Source organism: Candidatus Photodesmus blepharonis (assembly GCF_000731795.2).
GTDB classification, from domain to species: Bacteria; Pseudomonadota; Gammaproteobacteria; order Enterobacterales; family Vibrionaceae; genus Vibrio; species Vibrio blepharonis.
This window is the reverse complement of record NZ_JGVK01000027.1, coordinates 24,514-42,147: the sequence shown is the minus strand read 5'-3', so window position 1 is coordinate 42,147 and position 17,634 is coordinate 24,514. Positions and strand designations below refer to the sequence as shown.

At 35.4% G+C, this 17,634-nt stretch carries 17 protein-coding genes; 5 read left to right on the top strand and 12 right to left on the bottom strand.

The window, feature by feature from the left end; genetic code table 11:
• Positions 1-1,536, top strand: a complete 1,536-nt coding sequence (locus tag CF67_RS03215; RefSeq protein WP_034414367.1) for a SpoVR family protein — start codon at positions 1-3, stop codon at positions 1,534-1,536.
• Between the two features lie 27 nt (positions 1,537-1,563).
• On the opposite strand, the gene kdsB is transcribed toward CF67_RS03215, so the two are convergent.
• The 6 genes from kdsB to nudF all read right to left on the bottom strand — a co-directional run bounded on the left by kdsB (position 1,564) and on the right by nudF (position 7,090).
• Positions 1,564-2,313, bottom strand: coding sequence for a 3-deoxy-manno-octulosonate cytidylyltransferase (gene kdsB / locus CF67_RS03210; protein WP_034414364.1), 750 nt, complete (start codon positions 2,311-2,313; stop codon positions 1,564-1,566).
• The gene (locus tag CF67_RS03205; RefSeq protein WP_034414351.1) at positions 2,313-2,492 is read right to left on the bottom strand and encodes a Trm112 family protein; all 180 of its coding nucleotides are present in this window, start codon (positions 2,490-2,492) and stop codon (positions 2,313-2,315) included. Before CF67_RS03205 ends, kdsB begins: the two co-directional genes overlap by 1 nt.
• Positions 2,473-3,486 carry a tetraacyldisaccharide 4'-kinase gene (gene lpxK, locus CF67_RS03200; RefSeq protein ID WP_034414345.1) on the bottom strand — a complete coding sequence of 338 codons (1,014 nt, stop codon included), beginning with the start codon at positions 3,484-3,486 and terminating at the stop codon, positions 2,473-2,475. Before lpxK ends, CF67_RS03205 begins: the two co-directional genes overlap by 20 nt.
• Positions 3,487-3,489: 3 nt before the next feature.
• A complete protein-coding gene (gene msbA / locus CF67_RS03195; protein ID WP_034414714.1) occupies positions 3,490-5,238 on the bottom strand; it encodes a lipid A ABC transporter ATP-binding protein/permease MsbA in 1,749 nt (582 codons plus the stop codon).
• A 295-nt stretch (positions 5,239-5,533) separates the two neighbouring features.
• Positions 5,534-6,343, bottom strand: a complete 810-nt coding sequence (gene cpdA, locus CF67_RS03190) for a 3',5'-cyclic-AMP phosphodiesterase (RefSeq protein ID WP_242633204.1) — start codon at positions 6,341-6,343, stop codon at positions 5,534-5,536.
• Positions 6,344-6,448: 105 nt separating this feature from the next.
• A complete protein-coding gene (nudF, locus tag CF67_RS03185; protein WP_034414340.1) occupies positions 6,449-7,090 on the bottom strand; it encodes an ADP-ribose diphosphatase in 642 nt (213 codons plus the stop codon).
• 141 nt (positions 7,091-7,231) lie between these two features.
• Here nudF and CF67_RS03180 point away from each other — a divergent pair, with 141 nt between their 5' ends.
• Positions 7,232-8,536: a TolC family outer membrane protein gene (locus tag CF67_RS03180; RefSeq protein WP_034414339.1), complete on the top strand. Its 1,305-nt coding sequence runs from the start codon at positions 7,232-7,234 to the stop codon at positions 8,534-8,536.
• 8 nt (positions 8,537-8,544) lie between these two features.
• Here CF67_RS03180 and hldE read toward each other — a convergent pair whose 3' ends face one another.
• Positions 8,545-9,975: a bifunctional D-glycero-beta-D-manno-heptose-7-phosphate kinase/D-glycero-beta-D-manno-heptose 1-phosphate adenylyltransferase HldE gene (hldE, locus tag CF67_RS03175; protein WP_034414337.1), complete on the bottom strand. Its 1,431-nt coding sequence runs from the start codon at positions 9,973-9,975 to the stop codon at positions 8,545-8,547.
• Between the two features lie 156 nt (positions 9,976-10,131).
• Between hldE and CF67_RS03170 the strand changes: the two genes are divergently transcribed.
• Positions 10,132-10,284 (top strand): hypothetical protein, encoded by a 153-nt coding sequence (locus CF67_RS03170; RefSeq protein ID WP_155994555.1) that lies wholly within the window; start codon positions 10,132-10,134, stop codon positions 10,282-10,284.
• A 1,586-nt stretch (positions 10,285-11,870) separates the two neighbouring features.
• Here CF67_RS03170 and rpe read toward each other — a convergent pair.
• The 5 genes from rpe to aroK all read right to left on the bottom strand — a co-directional run bounded on the left by rpe (position 11,871) and on the right by aroK (position 16,577).
• Positions 11,871-12,548, bottom strand: coding sequence for a ribulose-phosphate 3-epimerase (rpe, locus tag CF67_RS03165; protein WP_034414335.1), 678 nt, complete (start codon positions 12,546-12,548; stop codon positions 11,871-11,873).
• 70 nt (positions 12,549-12,618) lie between these two features.
• Complete coding sequence (locus CF67_RS03160; protein WP_034414332.1) at positions 12,619-13,470, bottom strand: Dam family site-specific DNA-(adenine-N6)-methyltransferase; 852 nt, start codon at positions 13,468-13,470, stop codon at positions 12,619-12,621.
• A 66-nt stretch (positions 13,471-13,536) separates the two neighbouring features.
• A complete protein-coding gene (locus tag CF67_RS03155; protein WP_034414329.1) occupies positions 13,537-14,892 on the bottom strand; it encodes an AAA family ATPase in 1,356 nt (451 codons plus the stop codon).
• 18 nt (positions 14,893-14,910) lie between these two features.
• Positions 14,911-16,020, bottom strand: a complete 1,110-nt coding sequence (gene aroB / locus CF67_RS03150; protein WP_034414326.1) for a 3-dehydroquinate synthase — start codon at positions 16,018-16,020, stop codon at positions 14,911-14,913.
• Between the two features lie 35 nt (positions 16,021-16,055).
• Complete coding sequence (aroK, locus tag CF67_RS03145; protein ID WP_034414323.1) at positions 16,056-16,577, bottom strand: shikimate kinase AroK; 522 nt, start codon at positions 16,575-16,577, stop codon at positions 16,056-16,058.
• Between the two features lie 389 nt (positions 16,578-16,966).
• On the opposite strand from aroK, the gene yaaA reads away from it, so the two are divergent.
• Positions 16,967-17,338, top strand: coding sequence for a peroxide stress protein YaaA (yaaA, locus tag CF67_RS03140; protein WP_081847428.1), 372 nt, complete (start codon positions 16,967-16,969; stop codon positions 17,336-17,338).
• A 70-nt stretch (positions 17,339-17,408) separates the two neighbouring features.
• A complete protein-coding gene (locus CF67_RS05195) occupies positions 17,409-17,627 on the top strand; it encodes a peroxide stress protein YaaA (protein WP_155994559.1) in 219 nt (72 codons plus the stop codon).
• Positions 17,628-17,634: the final 7 nt, after the last annotated feature.

Genomic DNA, 17,634 nt, shown 5'->3' with positions numbered 1-17,634 from the left:
ATGACAATAAAAACACGAAAATCCATTAAAAAAAGAAATAAACTACTACCGGATGATCCAGATTGGACATTTGATTCGCTTAAGACTTATCACAAAGAGATAAAACAAGCAGCTGAGTACTACCATCTTGATACCTATCCAAACCAAATTGAAATCATTACCTCTGAACAGATGATGGATGCGTATTCAAGTGTTGGAATGCCAATTAATTATCATCACTGGTCTTTCGGAAAAAAATTTATCCAAACAGAACAAGAGTATAAATATGGTAAGATGGGTTTAGCATATGAAATTATTATCAATTCAAATCCATGCATTGCATACTTAATGGAAGAAAATACCTTAACTATGCAGGCTTTAGTCATTGCACATGCTTGCTACGGACATAATTCGTTCTTTAAAGGTAATTATTTGTTCCAAACGTGGACTGACGCTAGTTCAATTGTTGACTATTTATTATTTTCTAAAAATTACATAACCAAATGTGAAGAAAAGTATGGGATCAGTGAAGTTGAGGAATTATTGGATTCTTGTCATGCATTAATGAACTATGGTGTTGATCGTTATAAACGACCTGAGAAAATTTCGATTTCAGAAGAAAAAGTTCGGCAAGAAGAACGTGAAAGATACTTACAATCACAAGTAAATGAACTTTGGCGTACCGTACCTAAAACCAAAATCAAAGAAGAATATGCTAAGATAAGATTTCCCAGCGAACCTCAGGAAAACATCCTCTATTTTATCGAAAAAAATGCCCCTCTCCTTGAACCATGGCAACGCGAGACTATACGCATAGTTCGAAAAATCAGTCAATATTTTTACCCGCAAAAACAAACTCAAGTAATGAATGAAGGTTGGGCAACCTTCTGGCATTATACAATACTAAATCATCTATACGATACAGGATTAGTATCAGATAAATTCATCCTAGAATTCTTGCATAAACATACTAGTGTAATAGCACAACCGCCATACCATAGTCCTTATTTTAGTGGAATTAACCCTTATGCTCTCGGTTTTGCTATGTTTCGAGATATAAAACGTATTTGTGAAAAACCAACGAATGAAGACAAAGTCTGGTTTCCTAATCTAGCCGAAACTAACTGGTTGGATGCAGTGCACTTCGCAATGCATAACTTTAAAGATGAAAGTTTCATAAGCCAGTATTTATCACCAAAATTAATACGTGATTTCAAATTATTTGCAATAATGGATGATAACAGAAATGACTTTGTCGAAATTAGTGCAATTCATGATACCTCCGGATATCGTATAATCCGGGAAAAACTAGCAGCACAGTATAATTTAAGCAACTTAGAGCCCAATATTCAAGTATTGAATGTTGATGTAAGAGGAGATCGATCATTAACATTACAATATATACCGCATAATCGAATTCCATTAGATGGAAACCAAAACGAAGTACTAAAACACCTTTATCGATTATGGGGTTTTGATGTTATTTTAGAAGAAGTGGAGGAAACAGGAAAAAGAAACATCTTAGCAACTTGTCCTAATAAGCGCAACAATAATTAATTAACATGTAAGACAAGCCAACTCGTTTTAAAAACGATTAGTTAAAATTTCTCTTGCAACTTCAAGATCTTCAGGAGTATTTACCCCTGTTTGGGGTRTTTTTTCAGCCTTTTCCACGTATATTTTTTCGCCATACCAAAGTACACGTAGCTGCTCTAAACGTTCAATTTTTTCTAATACTGTCGGCTTCCAACCAATATAAGTATTGATAAAATCAGCGCGATAAGCATAAATTCCGATATGACGCATCAACAACGACTCCATAATTTCCTTATCTTCATTAACCTCATGCCAAGGAATTGCAGCTCGACTAAAATATATGGCAGAACCATTTTTATCAGTTAACACCTTCACTATATTTGGATCAAAAATTTCGGCTTGATCAGTAATCTTAGTTGCAAGAGTAGCCACTGGACAATTGTTTCTAAGAAGGCTATTAGCAACTTGACGAATAATGCAAGAAGGAATCAATGGCTCATCACCTTGAACGTTCACGATAATATGATCTCTAGGAAAGCCAACAACCTTGACCACTTCTGCTAAACGTTCTGTACCAGATTGATGCCGAGAGGAAGTCAGATACGCCGTACCGCCAAAACAATTAACAGAGTTAAGTATACGCTTGTCATCAGTCGCAACAATAACATCACGAGCACCAGATCGAATTGACTGCTCGTATACCCATTGTATCATAGGTTTATTTGCGATATCAAGCAACGGCTTTCCAGGCAACCTAACGGATTGATAACGAGCAGGAATAATAACAGTAAAAGACATTAACTTTCCTCTTTTACAGATATACAACGAGCCTTGAATTCGAGCAAAACAGGAATACCTGCTTGAACTGGATATGCCAAACGATCCAATTGACATATGAGCTCTTGATTTTCTTTATTAAAGATTAGTTTTCCTTTGCAAACTGGGCAGGCTAGAATCTCAAGAAGACGGTGGTCCATAATACTCTGCTACCTCTTTTATCTTATTTAAAATACGCTCTTTATCTCTTCTGCAAAAGACTGCTGAAACCGGCAAATACCACCAATGATGCTTGGCAAATCCCTGACACTTCATAGCATCTTTTTCTGTCATTATGACATTAAATCTGTGCTCTGAAAGAGCATCTAAGTCTTTTTGTTGAAAATTTTTGTGATCAATAAAACTATGAGTTGTAACCAAACAAGCTCCAAGCTTTTGTAACGTAACAAAGAACCTCTCTGGATGTCCTATCCCCGCAAAAGCAACCAATTCGCCAAGCTGAGATACTGAAACTTTTTTTCCAGTTCGCAAATTAACAGCCAAATCAGCCTTAAGTATCATCGAAATTTCATTATCTACTGCCTTACCTCCATTGATTATAACAAAATCCACTTTAGATAATCTCGTAATAGGTTCTCTCAACGGACCTAATGGTATCATTTTGCTATTACCAAAACGACGCACTCCATCTACAACAGAAAGTTCAATGTCTCTCTCCAAAGCATAATGCTGAAGTCCGTCATCAGCAATAATTATATCAACACCAAACGGTAATAATGCTTTCGCTGCATCGCTACGAGTTGGCGAGACTGCCACTAGAGCCCCTGTTCGCTGCCGAATTAATTTCGGCTCGTCACCACAAATTTTTGTCGGAGTTATAGCTTCTACGATTAGTGGATAAGTTGATGCCTTACCACCATAACCACGGGATACAACTCCTGGTATATAACCTTGACTTTGGAGCAATTTAACTAACCAGATAACAACAGGTGTTTTGCCGTTTCCTCCAACAGTTATATTTCCTACAATAACAACGGGCACGGGAGCACGATAACTTTTTTTCCTGACATTTACATAAAAAAATTTTCTTAGAATGCTTACTTTTAAGAAAAGTACACTCAATATCCACAAAATAGGGAAAAAAAATAGGTACTTCGTTGAATGATTTTGTCCAAACCAAATTTTCTCAATCACACACTACTTGCCAAACTGAACTTGATATAATTGTGCATATACACCACCTTTTTTTATCAATTCGAGATGTAGCCCACGTTCAATAATTTTACCTTCATCGATCACTAAAATTTCATCAGCTTCCTCAATTGTCGACAGACGATGTGCAATGACTAAAACAGTTTTATCTTTTTGCAACTCATCCAATGCTGCCTGAATCGCACGCTCGGATTCTGTATCAAGCGCTGAAGTTGCTTCATCTAGAATAAGTATAGGGGCATCACGTAACAAAGCCCTAGCAATAGCAATTCGTTGACGCTGACCCCCAGATAAACTTATGCCATTTTCACCAATGATCGTATCTAAACCAGAATCCATACTCTCAATGAATTCCATAGCATGGGCTAGATTCGCTGCGCGTTCAATTTCTGTACGACTAAACTGTTTTTTTGCTGCATAGGCAATATTATTTGCGATACTATCATTAAATAAGTGAACATTCTGCGATACCAAAGCAAAGTGACTCCGTAAATTACTCAACATATACTCGCGAACGTCATGTCCGTCTAAACAAATAGAGCCAAAATCTATGTCATAGAAGCGAGTAAATAAGCTTGCGATAGTACTTTTGCCTGAACCAGAACGTCCAACAAGTGCAACCTTTTCACCTTGCTTTATGGAAAAACTAATATGTAATAACGCTGGTTTCTCTTTACCTTCATAAGTAAAGGTTACGTCTTTTACTTCAATTTCACCTCTAACTCTATCTGAGACATACCTACCATTATCCAACTCAGTTTCTAAATCCATCAAATCAAATAAAGTTTGACTTGCTGCCATGCCACGCTGAAATTCTGAAGTTACATTAGTCAATGATTTTAAGGGTCTCATCAAACAAAACATAGCTGAAAATACAACTGTAAACGTACCAGAAGTCAGCTCCATTCGAATAGATTCAATGCTTGCTAGAAATAATATTGTTACTAAAGCAGTAGACGCAATAATTTGAATCACTGGATTAGCAATAGCCTGAGCTACTACTAGTTTCATTGTTTGCTGACGCATTTGATTATTGACATCATCAAATCGCTTACGCTCAACTTCCTGACCTCCATAGGATAAAACAACCTTATGTCCTTTTAACATTTGTTCTGCATAAGAGGTCACATGTCCCATAGTCGTTTGCATATTTTTCGAAATTCTATGAAAACGTTTAGAAACAACACTAATACCCAAAGCAACTGGAGGAGCAACCACAAACAATACTAAAGATAATTGCCAACTGTTCCAAAACATCAGCATTAGCAAACCAATAATACTAGCACCTTCACGAACGATACTTATCAAGGCATGACTAGTAGCGGTAGCGACTTGCTCTGAGTCGTAGGTAATACGAGAAAGCAAGCCACCTGTCGATTCCTTATCAAAAAAAGCCACCGGCATATGCATGAATTGGTGAAAAATATTTCGACGAATCTGCATTACAACATTCCCTGATACCCAGCTTAAATAGTAAGTTGAAACGAAGCTACTCAAACCACGAATTACTACCATAACAAAGATAATAATGGGAAGTATGGATAAAAAATCAGATCCAGCATCTCCAAAACCCTCGTCTAACAAAGGTTTAATCAAAGACACCATATAAGTATCAACCACAGCACTAACGATTAATGCTACAATTGCTGCAACCAAACCCATTTTATACAATCGAATGTATGTCCAAAGTCTATTAAAAGTCCGCCAAGTTGTCTCGTCTTTATGAAGCGACATAGAAACATTTCTTTCCTTAATTTTTAAATCTTTCTTACATTCTACCTTTTTCAATATGGAAAATCACCTATAACTTGCTCTACAAAAGACTGCCGATTATAATGAGTAACTATGCAGAATCCAAACTATATATTTGCGTTCATAACTTAACATCCATCTAAATGTGTCCTGTAATTCACTTTATTGCTTTATCTAAAATTCGCTATAATTTGGAGTATTTCCTTTCCAAAACTTGAGTATGCAGATTAAAGATTAGTATATATACAAAATAAAAGAAATTTTCTATCTCTTCATTTCAATAGCCATGTTCATCGAAACTAGGCAAAAAACAACCATTACCCAAACGTTGTACCTTAGTAGAAATAGAACCATCAGTATGAAGCTCTAGCTCTCTCCAACCAGGAGACAATTTATCTAGCGCAAAATTATTTGAATTTGGTTTGAATTGTACACATGTTGAGGGTGTAGACAGTACTCGTACATTATTAAAATATTGATCCATGTTCTGATGAACATGTCCACATAAGACAACTCTAACGGTATCGTACTTATCAATCACTTTCCAAAACTTTTTACTGTCTTTAAGTGAGTGACGATCCAACCATATACTCCCTACTAATAGAGGATGATGGTGAAGCAAAACCAAGGTATGATAGTTGTGATATTGACTTAACTTTCTATCAAGTAATTCGATTTGCCGCCTTCTCAAATAACCGTAAGGCACACCTATAACTTGAGAGTCAAGCATAATGATTTGCCAATGCTCACTTAGTAATACATGCTCTAAATTGAAAATTCTCTTAGAAGGTACTCCACTCCACATACTAAGTTTATCATCGTGATTACCTGGTAACCATAAACATGGTTGCTTTAATACAGACACACCATCAACAAAACGTTGGTAAGATTTAGCACTATGATCCTGAGAAATATCACCTGTAGCCAAAATAATATCAAACTGAATATCATTTTCTACAATCGCATCTAAAACAGCCCGAAAGCTATCCAATGTTTTAATACTCAAAAGATTACCGTTTGCTCGGGCAAACAAATGAGTATCCGTAATCTGTAATAACTTGATACTACTGCCTAATAAATTAAACAATTTCGAGATCCAAAATATAGTCGTTTATTTAATTTTAGCTAAGTAAATTACAAAACTTGAAAAATATCATGATAGCATTACGTATTTATAGTTTAATTGATACATTTACTTGTTGATATTGTTCCATCGAGATTTTAAGCCAAAATGATTGAGTTCTAACCACTGTAATGCAATTATTGAAGAAGCATTCTCGATACTCCCTTCTTTGACTAAATGATATGCTTCTTTTCGGTTCATCACCAAAACACGAATGTTTTCTCCCCTATATTTTAAACCATGAATACCATATGCCTTAGCCGCATTGACTTCACCAATGAATAAATCCAATTTTTCAGAACAACCTCCAGATGAAGGATAATACGAAGTAATTTTCATCACCCGTCCAATATTAATTCCGGCCTCTTCTATAGACTCCCTACGAACAACTTCTTCAGACGATTCCTCAGCATCAACAATACCAGCAACAATCTCCAATTGCCATGGAGACTGATCTTCTAATGCACCAATACGAATTTGCTCAACAATCACAACCTGATCAGTAATCGGATCATAAGGCAAAATTGCAGCTGCATGACCACGTTCAAACATTTCACGTTCAATAGGCTCACTCCAATTACCCTCGAAAAGTCGGTATCTTAATCTATATTGAATGATCTTGAAAAAACCTTGGAATAACGTTTTTTTTGAGATAATCTCTACATCTTGTGTAGTAAATTCAACCTTTGGATTATTACCAGTAAGTTGCATTTGACACCTCCTTAAATTAGCTTCGCACTTTACTTTAAGCACATTGAGCGGAAATGCATGGGATTGTGCAAATTTCCGGGAAAATTCCTAGTAATCTAGGCTAAAGTTTTAAACAGCGAGCTTTTATGTTTTAGGAAAAAAATGAATAAGCTAATTCTACTATTGATTGGTATAATACTAAGTAATTTAAGCACGTTAACATACTCGGAGACGCTTTCCGGTATTTATAGCCAGGCAAAGAGAAATGATACTAAACTATTACGCTTAGAAATTCAGCGTAATGCTGCTTTTGAAGCAATAACTTCAAGTCGTAGTGATCTATTACCAGAAGTTAACTTAACTACCGATTATAACTTAAGTCGTAGCAACCAAGATAGAAGAGATAGCGACAGATTAACTGCTAGCATTAATTTTTCTCAAAAACTGTATAATCGCTCTAGCTGGATTACTTTAAACCAAGCAGAAAAAATAGCTATCCAATCAGATCTTTATTATAAAGCAGCAAAACAATCCCTAATCATTCGAGTTACGAAAATGTATTTCGACGTATTACGTGCTCAAGAAAACTTAGAGTTTATTCGTTTAGAAAACGCAGCGGTTACCCAGCAGTTGAAACAAACTAAGCATCGCTTTGCAACCGGCGTTGCAACCATTACTGACGTTTACAACGCACAAGCTGAGTATGATAGAGTTATCGCAAATGAAATTCTTTCTGCAAATCGATTAGCTAATCAGTATGAAGAGTTGCGTGAAATAACAAATCAGGAAAATTCCAATCTGAATACCCTTGATACTAAGCTATTTTCGACAAACAAAATTACTGCTTCGGTAGATTTACTTATTGACGAAGCACTGCAGAAAAATTCTGCTCTTTTAGCCACACAAGTCGCACAGGAGATAGCAAAAAATAATATTTCTTTGGCTAACTCTCGTCATCTCCCATCTTTGACATTAAATAGTCGTTATAGTCAAAGAAGCGAAAATAACATCAATTTCCCGCACCGAAACTACAATGATTTTAATATTGGTTTGTATCTAACTGTACCTTTATATTCTGGTGGTAACATTACTTCAAAAACTAAACAAGCAGAGCTTGCTTATATTATAGCAGGACAAGAACTAGAAGCAATATATCGTAACGTAACAAAAAGTGTCCGTTTGTTGACAAACAACATCAACGCGTCAATTAACGCATTATATGCACACAAACAAATAGTTATTTCCGCAAACTCTTCCCTTGAAGCAACAAAATCTGGATTTGAGGTTGGCACCCGTACTATACTTGATGTGTTACATTCAAGACATCATTTATATAGTGCAAAAAAAAATTTATCGAATGCTCGTTATGATTATATTTTAAGTGTGCTAAAATTACGCCAAGTACTTGGTACTTTAGGCGAGCAAGATATCTTAGATATTAACTCAATCCTAAAACTAGCGAAATAATCCATTTTTCAACCTTTAATACCCTTAATTGCATCAATGATCTTAGTACTCGAACAGTCCTCTTCGAAATTAAGTATACGTACTTCACCACCTGCTGCAACAACTTCTTTTCCACCGGCTATTTCACCCTGTTTATAGTCACCACCTTTTACCAATACACTCGGCAATACCTTAGAAATAAGACGTTGAGGTGTATCTTCATTAAATGCAACAACCCAATCAACAGCACATAAACTCGCTAACACAGCCATACGTCTATCAGTTGAGTTGATTGGACGTCCAAAACCTTTTAAACCTCTAACTGATTCATCAGTATTGACAGCAACAATTAAACGATCACCTAACTCAGCTGCATTATTCAAGTACGACACATGTCCGGCATGTAAAATATCAAAACACCCGTTGGTCATAACAACTTTTTCACCCTTTTCTTTCGCTTGTTTTACAACTTCAATAAGAACAGATTCGCTGACTACACCATAATATATGTCTTGGCTATTACGCATTGCTTCTTTTAATCCAACAGTTGATAATGTTGACGTACCTAATTTTCCAACAACTACACCAGCTGCCGCATTAGCAAGCACACAAGCTTGATCAAGAGGTTTTCCTGCAGCTACAGAAATTGCTAATACAGAAATTACCGTATCGCCTGCACCAGTAACGTCATATACTTCTTTTGCTAGTGTTGGAAGATGTAATGGCTGTTCATCACGACGTAGTAGCGTCATACCATGCTCACTACGTGTTACCAATAGAGCTTCAAAGTTATATTGCTTAATTAATGCTAAACCCTTCTCTACTAATTCTTTTTCTGACTTGATTTTACCAACGACAAGACTTAATTCTGCCATATTTGGAGTTAATAGTGTCGCACCACGATAACGTTCGAAGTCAGTACCTTTAGGATCAATGAATACCGGAATATTTCCATTACAGGCTTTTTGAATCAATTTTTGAACATGCTCCAAGGCTCCTTTAGCATAATCGGATAAAATCATTGATTTCACTTTAGGCAATGCTTGTTCAACACGAGACAAAATAAGCTCAGCATCGATATTTTCAAATTTTTCTTCAAAATCCAAACGAATTAGCTGTTGACCTCGGCTTAATACTCGTAATTTAGTAATAGTTGGATAGTTAGGAAGTGCGACAAAATCACAAGTAATTTTTAAAGATGTCAAAACTTCAGTTAATACTGAAGCCGCTTCATCAACTCCAGTCAAACCAATTACATAGGCATGTCCACCAAGCGAAGCGATGTTCATTGCTACATTTGCAGCACCACCTGGACGTTCCTCATTATTCCTTACTTTTACTACAGGAACAGGAGCTTCTGGTGAAATACACTCAGTTGATCCATACCAATATCGATCTAACATTACGTCACCAACAACTAAAACATCAGATTGACTGTAATCTGGTACAATTGGTTTCATTTACAGCTCTCCAACTTTTAAATAATTAGATGCGAAAATCAAATAGGTTTTATTTTCTAGCTAGCCCAACCGTTTCTTCTATATTTTATTAACTAAATCTCTTTCATGTTGAAATGTATCATAAGCAACATCAAAATTAAGATTAAGCAAGTTTCTATGATAAATACACATAAAAATATAGATCAATACTGTAGTCGCTTACTCACTATTGATAAAGCAATCAGCTATAAGGGATTTAGAAATCCTCACGTTATTAGACCAACTGGTCAATTTGGGTTCGCATGGCTATGGCTGAGTACTCAATATTGAGCAAGAAACTCAACATCGATTATATCACCTAAGTCCTTTTTCCAATGTAAAACGCTAAGCTTTCTTTGTCGATGAAATACGTACGCATTTTTACATATCCAGTAATGAAGTAGTTGATCTCAACACAAATCATTCCAGCTCTAACTAAAGCTCGATATTTCTACGTCTACGCATTATCGATACCCAACAAAGACTAAGGCTTCTACAGAAATCACTAATAATGGACCCGATTACACCAGCAAGACATAAGCAAAAGTGACAACCATCAATTTTTACAATGCCGAAATCTGAATTATAACCTAACTTCTAACTACTGAATTTTCCATAACCAAGAGTAATAAAATCTTTACCTTCATAAACATCAATAAACATTTTGAGGTGTTAATAGAGTAATTCTAGATGAGTTGTCCTCGTAACAATTTTACGCAATAAATATGGCGCTCGGAACAAGCCAAATTTTCTATCTCAGTCACTAAAAATTACGTGTAATACTTTAAACGTCAGCTAGACTGATAACCTCGCATCCTCTGGATGCCTAAGGTTTTTTTGCTTAAAATAACAATGACAATACTTAGGCCATTTTTAGCACCTGCATTTTGCAGAATTCACGTGATCATATCAAATTTATTAGCCATATTCCAAAGGTTCTGAGCAAGGTTTCTTAACTGTATTTCCATTTTTTTATTACTAATTAAGCGCTCAAAAATACTATACATATTAGATTACCATGTTGCGCACCAATAGTTGATCTTAACTCTTATACCTAACGGCAGTAGTGAGTTTTAATCTATCAATATCTAAATCTAGAAAAGCTCGTATTTGTTTATCCTACATTGCTTATAAAAAACCTTCAAAACAGCACAAAATACTATAAATCTAATTGAGATCGCCAACATCAACAGCAGTAAGTTGATGCTATAAGAAATACTACAACTAGATCCTTTCATATAACCACTTTAGGGATAAGTGAAAATAAGATCGATATCGGAGGGAAGATGCAATTCACCACTCAGCTCACCTGTTACAAATAAACAACATTAGCTGTATGTCTTGCTCTATTTTTTAGTGTTCTTCTACTCCTGACAACGCACTTCATATTTTACGACGATAAGTTTCAAAAATCATCGCTTTGACTAATCGAGCAAGATGTTCTAAATTTTCTTAGCAAAACTACACCTGAGTAAAATCACGCTATGTAACACAAACTATTTTTCATTAATAGCAAGTAACGAAGAACACCAGCATTATCTTTGCATTCAACTTAGAAACGATACGAATCGCAATTCTATACTGAACAATTGCTAACATAATAACAAATATAGAAAAGAATTTCTACTACAAAGCAGCTTAACCTGATAATATATCTATTTAATTCAAACATTAAGCTAATTATCAATTTCAGAATATTGCCATAATGAATAGTGATTTCAAAATGATGAATAAGATTCAAGATCAATGGGTCATTGCATATTCTTTCATACTATAATTAAATGAAATTATTTTCTTTAAGCATAGATCTAATCGAAAAAAAACAAGTATATTTTTTTCTAAAAAGAACATTTTAAATAAAGCATACTTAACCAAGATTAATATGAATTTACTTTTGAAAGTTCTACACGCATTTCATCGATAACCTGTTTGTAATCTATATGATCGAAAATAGCTGAACCTGCAATAAACATATCAGCACCCGCTTCAGCAATATTACGAATGTTCTCCACTTTTACACCACCATCGATTCCTAAACGAATCTTACGGCCAGATTCATTGATCAATTTACGAACAACCTGCAGCTTATCTAGCGTGTGAGGAATAAAAGTCTGCCCACTAAATCCTGGGTTTACAGACATGAGAAGAATAAAATCAACTTTGTCCATAATATAGCTCAAACACGATGTTGGCGTTGCTGGATTTAACACCACTCCTGCTTGACAATTGTGGTTTTTGATGAGCTGCAAAGTATAGTCAACATGCTCAGAAGCTTCAATATGAAAAGTAATGATTGATACACCAGCTTTAACAAAATCTGGAATAATACGGTCAACTGGTTTGATCATGAGGTGTACATCAATCGGAGCAGTAATACCATAATTGCGTAACGCATTACAAATTGGCGCGCCAAAGGTCAGATTAGGTACATAATGATTATCCATCACATCAAAATGAACAACATCAGCTCCAGCTAAAAGTACTTTCTCAACGTCTGCACCAAGACGAGCAAAATCAGCAGACAAAACTGATGGAGCAATAAGGAAATCTTTCATACAGACCTCTAGTTGTAAATTTTAAATTGAAAAAACGCTAAATGTTTAGAGTTATCAATTATTCAAATTCTTAGTTTTCCACTATCAACCTATCTCGCAAACACTTTTTAGGACGAAATAAAGCAAGTAATTCATCAACTTTGTTACGCCCATTTCCATTACGGCTAATGCTACGTTTAACTTCTACTACGCTCAAATGAGCTCGATGGTATAAACGACGTGTTAATTTAGTATCATGGTTAGAAATAAGGACATGAATATCACGTTCTAGTGCTGCTTTTTCTGCAACATCTGCTAAAGAAACCTGATCATCTAGAGAAAAACCACTCCTCACATAAGAAGTAAAATTAGCTGTTATAGAAAGTGGTACATAAGGAGGATCACAATAAACGACGCAACCCTTGCTAACACCTCTAAAAGTGTCCTGATAACCTTTACAAATAAAAGTTGCTTTTAAAGCCTTTTCAGCAAAAAACTCTAATTCAGCCTCTGGAAAATAAGTTTTTTTATAAGAACCAAAAGGAACATTAAAACTGCCTTTTTTGTTGTAACGGCATAATCCATTAAAGCCAAAACGATTCATATATAGAAACGCTAAGGATCGGTACATAATATCATTAGTACTATTAAACTGAAGACGTATATCCAAATAAGCTTCTTTGCAATTATTCTCTGAAATAAACCAACGTTTAGCTTCAAAAATATAATTCTCTGGCTGCTCTTTAAGAAGATTATAAAGATTGATTAGATCTGGATTAATATCAGCTAACAAGTAATGCTCATAATCTGTATTAAGAAATATAGACCCAGCACCTACAAATGGCTCTACAAACTTTTCCGCGGGTGGCAGACGACGTCGAATATGCTCTACTAGACTATATTTACCACCAGCCCATTTTAGAAAAGCACGCTGTTTTCTCATCATACTGCTCTAATCAATATCACTAAAAATGAAACTGCGAATTGTATCATATTTAAAATTTAAAATTCATCGCCACTCCGCACTATCTATCTCCTGATGCACTAGTTTCATAGATTTTGCCCAAGGTCCTAATTCTTTCAAGGCCTTTGATAATTTTTCTATACTAGCGCGTGCAGTTTGAATAGTAGAATAATTCTCATAAGTTATAATGTACCAGTCCAACCCATTTCGGAATGTTAAATAGACTCTAACTCTATCTTGTAAATTGTATTGCTCAATAAATCTTTGCACTTCAGAAAATGAATGCATTGCAGCTAGCTGCAATGTATAGCTATGCGGTGGAAATGTTTTCAATTCCTCATGCACCTCGAAAAAAGTAACCATTCTTTCAGGAGGAATCACCAATTCAATTTCAGGGAAATCAACAATTGATGACTTATCATCCAAAACAACAGCAATACCCCGATTAAAATCAGAAGAAAATGAAACATCACTCTGATTGCTCGAATCTAAAAGCACATCATTGATATTAATTCTTGCTATATGATCACTTCGCGAAAATTGTCCCAATGAAGATTTTAATGAAAAAATTGCGGTTTGTCTGAAACTATCTATAATTCTCTCCACTTTCTCGTTGAAAACAATTGGAATATATGACCACCAAAAACTACTACCCATTATCAAAAAGAAGATGGCTAAGGTAAGAATCTTAGTTGAGGGGGTAAAAATAGAGCCAGAAATAACTTCTTCTTTAACCTTTAGTTCACCTAAAGCTATAATCTCTCCAGGTAATTTTTTAACTTTTTTATACGCATCACAAATATGCTTTTCCATATCATTTTCAATAAAACGTAGCACAAGCAATTCAAAGAAGTGATCTGCTTCATTTTGAGATAAAGCATCAATCTCCAATTCAATTGGTTTATGTGCTTGACCATAACTTAAACGAGTTAACAAACCCTCGATACTATTTAATCTAGCAAATAAAACGACATTAATTGTCCAATGCGGATTTTTTTGAGCTTCTAATACTAACATCCAAAGCTCAGCGATAAAAAAATCGCTTAATAAATGTGCGTCGTCGACAACAATAACTACATCGCAAACATTATCATGTAAAATACGATTTAAGCTATCAAGTAATGATTCTTTTGGATTAAATAAAGGATTTAAAACAATTTGATTAAGAACAATCGAACGGCGCTCTTCATCCTCTTGATTTGGATGACATACTAACAATGATTGATTTTTATCTTCTACCCAAGCCTCCAAATAACGGGGAGCTAACCAAGACTTTCCTGAACCTGACTCTCCTAAAACAGCAACCAAATTCGAACTAAAACTAGCTAAAAGCTGCAGACGCTTAAGCAACTCTGTTTGAGATTTCAACTCCAAAAGGAACGACCGATACATCAGACTCATCAAGCAGTCCTATGAAAACTATAGCGTGCGGCAATAATTAACAGCTTGCTCCAGAACTGACTCTGAGACATTTGTAACTACATTCGCTGTACCAATACTCGTTGGCAATACAAGCCTCAATTCACCTGATAGCACTTTTTTATCACACATAATATGTTTCATAAAATCACCAAAAAGTATACCGGCAGGGATACATACCGGCAATTTGGCTTTTTTCAATATAGAAATAATTCTTTCAACTTGATGCTCTAAAATAAACCCTTGTAACTGGGCTATTTTTGCCGCTATCACCATACCAGAGGATACTGCCTCCCCATGTAACCAATGACCATAGCCTAACTCAACTTCAATAGCATGACCAAATGTATGACCTAAATTCAATAAAGTGCGAACGCCAAACTCTTTTTCATCCTGTGTAATTACTTTGCTCTTAATTTGGCAACAACGTAAAATTGCAAAACTTAACGCGTTTTTGTCAAAAAAATACAATCTATCAAGATTCAATTCTAACCAATCAAAAAAACACGCATCACAGACAACACTATACTTAATTATCTCTGCAATACCCGAAGCAAACTCTCGCTTAGGCAACGTAGATAAAAACTCTATATCAATCACAACAGATTTCGGTTGATGAAAAGCACCAATCATATTTTTACCTAAAGAATGATTGATTGCTGTCTTACCACCTACTGCAGAATCTACCTGAGACAATAGTGTAGTTGGAATTTGAATGAAATCTACTCCTCGATGGTAACAAGCAGCGGAAAAACCGACTAAATCACCAACAACTCCGCCTCCTAAAGCAATTATAACAACATCACGACCATAGTGGCCTTCTAGCAAGTAACTTATAACCATATTAAATGTATCTAAATTCTTATGTTGCTCACCATCAGGTAATTCCAACAAAGAAGCATCACAACCAAGTTGTTTAAGCAAAAATAAAATCTGTCCTGAGTACAAAGGAGCAACCGTAACATTACTCACAACAACTACTCTTTGTTGCTTCGAAGAACGCCGGTTTTCTTTCAGAAACGCAAGAGAGGTTGAATCATTAAACAATCCTGCACCAATTAAGATTGAGTAACTACGCTCACTTAAATTGACCCAAATTCGCTGCTCCATATGTACCTCTCTAATTTAAAGTTATTATAAAAAAATCAACGCTCTTCGAGTATTTTTATAATTTGATTGGCTACTACTTTCGCGCTTTGATCATCAGTGCTAATGGTGTAATCTGCTATTTCTTCATATAACTTATTACATTCACTGGCTAAGGACTGAAGTGTTTCCCTTGGATTATCGGTTTGCAGTAGTAAAGGACGCTTTTTATCACGATTCGTACGTGCTAGTTGCTTCTCAATTGCCGTTTCCAAGTATATGACAGTCCCACGAGCAGATAAACGATTTCGATTTTCTTTACTCTTTACAGATCCCCCTCCAGTTGCGAGAACAATGCCTTTCTGCTCAGTAAGAGCATTTATAATAGATTCTTCACGTTTTCGGAAACCATCTTCACCTTCAACGTCAAAAACCCATGCGATATCAGCACCAGTGCGCTCTTCAATAGCTATATCGGAATCTAAAAACTCCATATGCAATTGTTGCGCTAAGTGTCGACCAATTGTACTTTTGCCAGCCCCCATAGGACCAACAAGAAAAATATTGCGTTTTTCAGCCATGTTTAGAAGTATTTACAACGTTAATTAACAATATCACCGACAAGAGAAGCCAATTCTAGCTTCACAAATACTTGCGGCACCTAATCCCTCACAGATAATTTGTGGTTGGATGTAAAATTATCTAAGTATGATACCACCAATGCAAATTTATTTTTCTTTATGTATCAATACTAATAACTATGACTGTTGAATTATAACCTTAAAGAATAGAAACGTTCGAACAGCATACCACTGTTGATTATCCTCCACGATAAAATCGCATGTTTTCATCATTAATTGAAAAATAAATTGACCTTCAATATGTAAGATAAGAGAAGGCAACCTACAATATTTCCACTGAAAATTCACGGGAGCATTACACAACCTTTTCTTGCAATACGCAATAACATGTGCAATTTTTTCAAAAATATAGTATCAGCATCGTGCTTATTCTGATCTCTCAATCCAATATTTTGGACTATCAATTAAAATTGATAACAGAACGCCTTCCGCAACCTGAACTAGCAACATATTCAGCTAAATTAATTTTAAAATACCAAAAATTAACTCTTTTCGATTGTATTAACACTGATAAAAGTCAGCGAAGAAATAGCGCAGCTAAGCGTTGCCCATTTAAAAAATGGAGTGAAAACTCCACAACGAGCGATTCTCGTCAAGCAATTCTTGTCTTTAAAGGCAATGTATATACGGAATTTAAAGTTGAAACCTCATCTGAAACTTCTCTCAATTACGCATACCGTCTTCAAATGAGTGCTAAATGAATCTATCAACATAGCACTACTCTTCTTTACGAATGAAGTTTTGCGCATCCAGAATTTGAACGCTTAAGTAATCACTCCAATATTTAAAGATTGCAAAAACGGCCAGTGTGACGTCATTAGCTTTTATGCCAAAGAGGCTCATGGAAAAATGCTCCTCTATGTTATTACTCTAGAGTACAAGAAGCGACAAGGACCCATCCTCTGCATTGATATCAAATTAAAGGGGGGGGGTAATTGTAAAATAATTTTTACTTATTTGTTACTTGAGCTAAGTTTGTATTTTGTATAAGATGTTT

Bases quoted from the DNA above. Each gene is read 5' to 3' on its own strand.
- CF67_RS03215 (WP_034414367.1), top strand. From the start codon at position 1: ATGACAATAAAAACACGAAAATCCATTAAAAAAAGAAATAAACTACTA.
- CF67_RS03205 (WP_034414351.1), bottom strand. From the start codon at position 2,492: ATGGACCACCGTCTTCTTGAGATTCTAGCCTGCCCAGTTTGCAAAGGA.
- msbA (WP_034414714.1), bottom strand. From the start codon at position 5,238: ATGTCGCTTCATAAAGACGAGACAACTTGGCGGACTTTTAATAGACTT.
- nudF (WP_034414340.1), bottom strand. From the start codon at position 7,090: ATGCAACTTACTGGTAATAATCCAAAGGTTGAATTTACTACACAAGAT.
- CF67_RS03180 (WP_034414339.1), top strand. From the start codon at position 7,232: ATGAATAAGCTAATTCTACTATTGATTGGTATAATACTAAGTAATTTA.
- hldE (WP_034414337.1), bottom strand. From the start codon at position 9,975: ATGAAACCAATTGTACCAGATTACAGTCAATCTGATGTTTTAGTTGTT.
- CF67_RS03170 (WP_155994555.1), top strand. From the start codon at position 10,132: ATGATAAATACACATAAAAATATAGATCAATACTGTAGTCGCTTACTC.
- rpe (WP_034414335.1), bottom strand. From the start codon at position 12,548: ATGAAAGATTTCCTTATTGCTCCATCAGTTTTGTCTGCTGATTTTGCT.
- CF67_RS03160 (WP_034414332.1), bottom strand. From the start codon at position 13,470: ATGAGAAAACAGCGTGCTTTTCTAAAATGGGCTGGTGGTAAATATAGT.
- CF67_RS03155 (WP_034414329.1), bottom strand. From the start codon at position 14,892: ATGAGTCTGATGTATCGGTCGTTCCTTTTGGAGTTGAAATCTCAAACA.
- aroB (WP_034414326.1), bottom strand. From the start codon at position 16,020: ATGGAGCAGCGAATTTGGGTCAATTTAAGTGAGCGTAGTTACTCAATC.
- aroK (WP_034414323.1), bottom strand. From the start codon at position 16,577: ATGGCTGAAAAACGCAATATTTTTCTTGTTGGTCCTATGGGGGCTGGC.